Origin of the sequence: Okeania sp. SIO3I5, assembly GCF_010672085.1 — a bacterium.
GTDB lineage: Bacteria > Cyanobacteriota > Cyanobacteriia > Cyanobacteriales > Microcoleaceae > Trichodesmium.
Genome location: NZ_JAAHHT010000390.1, coordinates 1 through 5,529, shown reverse-complemented (window position 1 = coordinate 5,529; position 5,529 = coordinate 1). Strand labels below are relative to the sequence as shown.

5 protein-coding genes and 1 tRNA gene are annotated in these 5,529 nt (G+C 36.5%); 3 read left to right on the top strand and 3 right to left on the bottom strand.

Annotation, left to right across the window (positions count from 1 at the left end):
- Positions 1-220: 220 nt before the first annotated feature.
- Positions 221-302: transfer RNA gene (locus F6K40_RS38400), tRNA-Leu, on the bottom strand.
- Complete coding sequence (locus F6K40_RS38395; protein WP_293145001.1) at positions 281-1,153, bottom strand: M48 family metallopeptidase; 873 nt, start codon at positions 1,151-1,153, stop codon at positions 281-283. Before F6K40_RS38395 ends, F6K40_RS38400 begins: the two co-directional genes overlap by 22 nt.
- 189 nt (positions 1,154-1,342) lie before the next feature.
- On the opposite strand from F6K40_RS38395, the gene F6K40_RS38390 reads away from it, so the two are divergent.
- On the top strand, positions 1,343-1,579 hold the full coding sequence (locus tag F6K40_RS38390; protein WP_293144996.1) for a hypothetical protein: 237 nt from the start codon (positions 1,343-1,345) through the stop codon (positions 1,577-1,579).
- A 937-nt stretch (positions 1,580-2,516) separates the two neighbouring features.
- On the opposite strand, the gene murA is transcribed toward F6K40_RS38390, so the two are convergent.
- A complete protein-coding gene (gene murA / locus F6K40_RS38385; protein WP_293144998.1) occupies positions 2,517-3,863 on the bottom strand; it encodes a UDP-N-acetylglucosamine 1-carboxyvinyltransferase in 1,347 nt (448 codons plus the stop codon).
- Between the two features lie 179 nt (positions 3,864-4,042).
- Between murA and F6K40_RS38380 the strand changes: the two genes are divergently transcribed.
- Positions 4,043-4,303 (top strand): hypothetical protein, encoded by a 261-nt coding sequence (locus tag F6K40_RS38380; protein WP_293144993.1) that lies wholly within the window; start codon positions 4,043-4,045, stop codon positions 4,301-4,303.
- 680 nt (positions 4,304-4,983) lie between these two features.
- On the top strand, positions 4,984-5,529 hold a 546-nt coding region (locus F6K40_RS38375), incomplete at its 3' end, for an alanine dehydrogenase (protein WP_375340634.1).

Here is a 5,529-nt window from a genome sequence, read left to right as displayed (position 1 = left end):
GTCGGGATGAAAGCCAGGGCCAGGATTCGGATACCTTCATAAGCTAAACATTCATAGGCCCAAGACACAAGCTAGGAGAATTTTGTTATTATCAATGTCAACACAGGGGGAGGACATCACCTCTGTCTAAACAGCGGTCAGGGTTTCCCAGACTGAAGAATCCCGCGTTGTCCCGTAAGGGCAACGTCGGGAGTATGTCAAATCTATAATTCTACTACTATGGGCGGAGAGAGACTCGAACTCTCACAACCGAAGTCGCCACATTTTGAGTGTGGTGCGTCTACCAATTTCGCCATCCGCCCTTACTTTTATTATTGTACACATCTGTTGCTAAACTTTGCAACAATTCCTGATATTTTTTGCTACTTGCCCATCTGTCAATTTCTTTAGCCCTCAATACAGGGAGTGGATGAGTTAGTTGAGCTGTTTGGACTTCTCTTAAGACTTCACCCAATTCTGTATTACTAAATTCATTGTAAGCTCTTGCCTGGGCTAAAAAAGCATCAACATTAAGTTGAGGTGATATGGTTGGAGAACCACCAGCTAGCTTCATCAAAACTGATACAACTACTTTAGGATCTTGTGTAGCTAATAGAGCTGCGCGATCGCAACTAAATTCGGCACACCTTAACCATTCTAATATTTGGCTTTGTAAGCTTTGAGCTATTATACCACCCCATGTCGAAATTTGTCCAGCAGCAAGTACAATTAAATTACCTAAAGTGAGATATACTCCATGCTCACATTTCAGATGTCCTAGTTCGTGACCTAATACTGCTTGGATTTCCTCTAAGTTAAGCAACTCTATCAAGGATGTATGAACAACAATAAAAGGTTGCTTCCCTCGCATAGCAAATGTATAAGCATTAGGCACAGGATGTTGACGAACATATAATTGGGGTGGTTCTAGATCGAGTGCTTGACAAGCATCTAATAGTGTTTTGTGTAAATTTGGTAATTGTGTTTCACCAACTAGAACACTAGATGTTATATTTTCCATGTAGAAAAATTGCTCGCCTAATGGACCTAATAGTTGTCTAACTAATAAGTCTATACCAGGCAATTGCTTTAAAGCATTAGTTGCCTCTAAATCCAAGGGATGCCGAAAATGATTTGCCTTTAAACCAATTAGTTGTGTTGTTGTCAAAGCCATATTTGCTTTAGTCCAAGCGTATTGATAATATATTAGCACAATCAAATATCAAATCATCTTTAATGATGGAGCTTATTTTTCGGTCTTTAGATATAGCTTTATATCAGAAAGCTGATTGTTTACCTAAAGGAAAAAAACCAGAATTTGTCAATAAACCAGACTTAGCAATGTAAAAGCTTAGAACAATGTTTGTCCAGAGAACATCAACCAGAAATTGTGTTAATTGATGTAGGATATTGTAACAATACATCATTCTTGAATCGACTAGAGAAAAGAAATTTAACTTCTATAGGAGGATTAGCTAAAAATGGAAAGGTAATCATCAAAAAACAGGATGATATTCAAGAGGAAATTAGATTATACTTGCTAGGCAAAAGTATATCTCAATTTGAAATAATGACCGTATTTTTCTGTTTTCCTTTCTAAGAAGTTTCCCATTTTCCAACCTAAATCAGATATTTATCTGGCTAATTTACAGTTTTTAACCAGTCTAGATAAATTGTCAGACCTCTAAAAAAAATGTTTAGTTTTGAGGAATTATTTGATTAGACTTATGCAAAAAATCTGTTCTTGTATCTTTTAAATTGCCATGAAATTTAGAGATTTTCATCCGTGAGTTTTCATATCTTTATAGCTATCCTAGTTTTTTTAGACACTCATTTAGTTAATTTTCTATATTTCTTAATTCGTTTATTTAACGGTTTAGGAGAATCAAATTTTTTACCATCATTATCAAGTAGTAAAAGTTTTAATTGCTAAAAAATTACCTACTGAATTATCATTTTTAGGCAATACTTATGGTCAAGTTTATACTACGAAACTTAAAAAAGATCTATTTAGTATTTTGGCGTTAGGCGTTACACAATTAGGAAAGAGTTATCTAAACATTTGAGATTTTTGGATAACTCTTTCCTTAATCTATGTAATATGTACAGTTAAAAATATATAGTCATTTCAAATAATAATGAAACACTTTTTTGGCTCAAACCCTTTCAAGGAAAGAAATACTCGTCCCAGTCTTATTCAGAATGAATATATTATCATTCTTTAAATGTGCAACCCCGATTTTTTTACTAAAAATATCATAACTTATTTATAGAAATACGCATCAACAAAAAAGTCGCCCTATAAGGGCGAAACTTTAGACCAAATTTTCTAGTAAAAATATTTTCAAATCATTTATCTATCACGCCCTAATATTGGTTTGATTGAATAATGTATGGGATAGGAATAGATTCAAGATATACAAGTATCAATTCCATTGTGCCGAGTCAATACTTCCCAATAGTCCAACGAAACGCCTAACGGTCTCAATTCTTACCAAAGTATAATTGGATTTTTTTAGATAGAAGCTTGAAAAATGTCATTTGTTATTTTCTTTAACTTGGTCTAACCTCTGCAATTTTGCTCCTAACTTTTCCAATTTAATATCTAGTTGTTCATAGCCTCGATTAAGGTGTTGTAGACCCTGAAATGTTGTTTCTCCTTCTGCTGCTAAGGCGGCTATTATCAAAGCAGCAGAAGCTCTCAGATCAGTCCCAATTACTGGAGCAGCGGATAAGTTAGGCACCCCTTGGACAACCGCATGATTTCCTTTTACCCTAATATTAGCACCCATTCTATTTAGTTCTGAAACATGACGCATACGATTCTCAAATACCGTTTCTGTAACAGAACTATTGCCGGAACATACACTTAGCAAAGCCATAAATGGAGCTTGCATATCTGTAGGAAAACCAGGGTATGGTTGAGTGTCAATATCAGTAGATTTTAATATTTCAGCAGGTAAAATGCGTAAGCTATCAGGTGTTTCCTGTACAATTCTTACTCCTACTGACTGAAGTTTAGAAATAACTGCACTTAAATGTTTGGGAACTACTGGTGCAATAGTTATTTCTGAGTTTGTAATCGCACCAGCTATTAAAAATGTCCCAGCTTCTATTCGATCGGGTATAATAGTATAATCTACTGAATGTAGCTTTTCAACTCCAGATATTACTATAGTCTTTGTACCTGCACCAAAAATTTTAGCTCCCATGGCTATACATAGATTAGCCAGGTCTTCTACTTCTGGTTCTTGAGCTGCATTTTCAATGATGGTTTCTCCTTCCGCCAAGGTAGCAGCCATCATTAAAGTTTCAGTCGCTCCAACACTGGGATAGTCCAGATAAATTTTTGCCCCTTGTAACTTTTTTTTACTACCAGTGATATAAGCGTTAACCATACCATGTTCAATATGAACTTCTGCTCCTAGAGTTTGTAAACCTCTAACATGAAGGTCAACAGGTCTAGCACCAATAGCACATCCACCAGGTAATGGTACGCGAGCTACTCCCAGTCTAGCCAAGATCGGACCTATAGCAAAAAAGCTGGCACGTAATTTTCTAACTAATTCATAAGGAGCTTCAGGGTTATTTAAATCACTTGCATCTATATCTAAAGTATTAGTATTATGTTTGATTTTTGCTCCCAACGCAGATAAAACTTTTCCCATTGTGTTAATGTCTGCGAGACATGGCACTTGACGTAAACGACAAATACCTGAAGAAAGTAGTGTTGCTGCCATTGCTGGGAGTGCTGAATTTTTAGCACCACTAATATTAATGTTTCCTTCTAAACGAGAAGGACCCCAAATTTTTAGTATTGATTGATCGACAGGGGATAACTTTGGGTTCTCGGTTTCTGCTACTGAATGTAATTGTTGATTGATGGCTCTATCCTCCCTAAATGACCTAGTAATTGATTTCAATTTTTGCTATAGATTTTACTGGAAAGTCAGCAAATGTCTAGGGGTTGACAAATTTGTTTGTTGATATATAATTGCTCCAAAAATTAGAATATCCCGGAATAATAAATAGGGTTTGCTGAAAAAAGCAAAGTGTGGGGAGGGTGGGAAGTGTGGGAGGTGTGGGAAGTGTGGGAGGTGTGGGAGGTGTGGGAAGTGTGGGAGGTGTGGGAGGTGTGGGAGGTGTGGGAGGTGTGGGAAGTAGGAGAAATAATTTTTCCTTGATTTTTCTGCCTCGCGTTATCCCAAAGTCCTCACTTTATGCAGCTCTTTTAATCAAAAAGCTGATACTTTTTCACTTCATTAAATTGCTAAAACCTTTATCTGTAAATACTTTTAGATTTAATCAGCAGAGCAATAAATAGTTTTCATTAATGGATAATAGATAATTACCTCTCCCTAAAAGGAAGAGGATTAACGCTCAAGGAAAAAATTTATTTCTCTTGGTTGATTGGATATGGCGCCGGTAACCCATCCATCCCTCAACCGCTTTTTCCCCTTTATTGGGGATGCCTACAAAGCGCAAAACCGTTAGCTGGACTGGTGAAATCCTCAACAATTTAGGTGGCAAAAAAGTTGTGACTGGCAATGATGGATTTCGCCTCGACCGCGACTTAAAGGTCCCGCGTGGAATCTTTATAAAAAGCGTGGTAGAGAAATTTTCTACCACATTGGGAGATACCCCCTCAGTAAGTTAATCTTACTGTGCATTGTTAACAATTGTTAGCACTCATAGTATCGGCTAACAAAAGTGAATTATTTAATTATTAATTATTCGGTAAATGTTAAAAAGTATGACCTATTGCTGTTATAGATGTAGGTTAATTGATTTTGAGTTAGGTTAGGTTAGAGCTGATTTATAAAGTAAGTATTAAGGCGCTGAATCATTTCCTATACTTAGGTTTTAGGAGTTATTATTAAGTAACTTCCTAATTGATAAAAGCTAGGTAATATAAGACTTTTAGCGAAGTTTACAAATCAGCTCTTAAAGTTGTCAAAAAAATATATTTATAGTTTCTGATTATAAGGACATATGAGGTGATAAATGGAGATAGGTATTCCCAAGGAAATTAAGGATCGAGAGTTTCGTGTAGGACTAACTCCTGCTAGTGTCAGGGTATGTACTGAAGCTAGTCACCAGGTTTTCATAGAAACAGGAGCGGGTTTGGGTGCAGGTTTTAGCGATAATGATTATCTTCAAGCAGGCGGGCATATCTTATCAGATATTGGAGAAGTTTGGAATTGTGAAATGATAGTCAAGGTCAAGGAACCTTTATTGTCAGAGTATAACTTTCTCAAATCAGGACAACTACTATTTACTTATTTACATTTGGCTGCTGATCGGAAGTTAACTGAAAGGTTGATTGAAAGTGGTGTTATGGCGATCGCCTATGAAACAGTAGAGCTAGCTGATAAAAGGCTACCTTTGTTAACTCCTATGAGCATAATAGCTGGACGTTTGTCTGTGCAGTTTGGGGCAAGATTTTTGGAAAGGCAACAAGGTGGTAGAGGTGTTCTATTGGGGGGAGTTCCTGGTGTTAGTCCTGGCAAGGTTGTAATTTTAGGAGGAGGGATAGTTGGTACAGAGGCA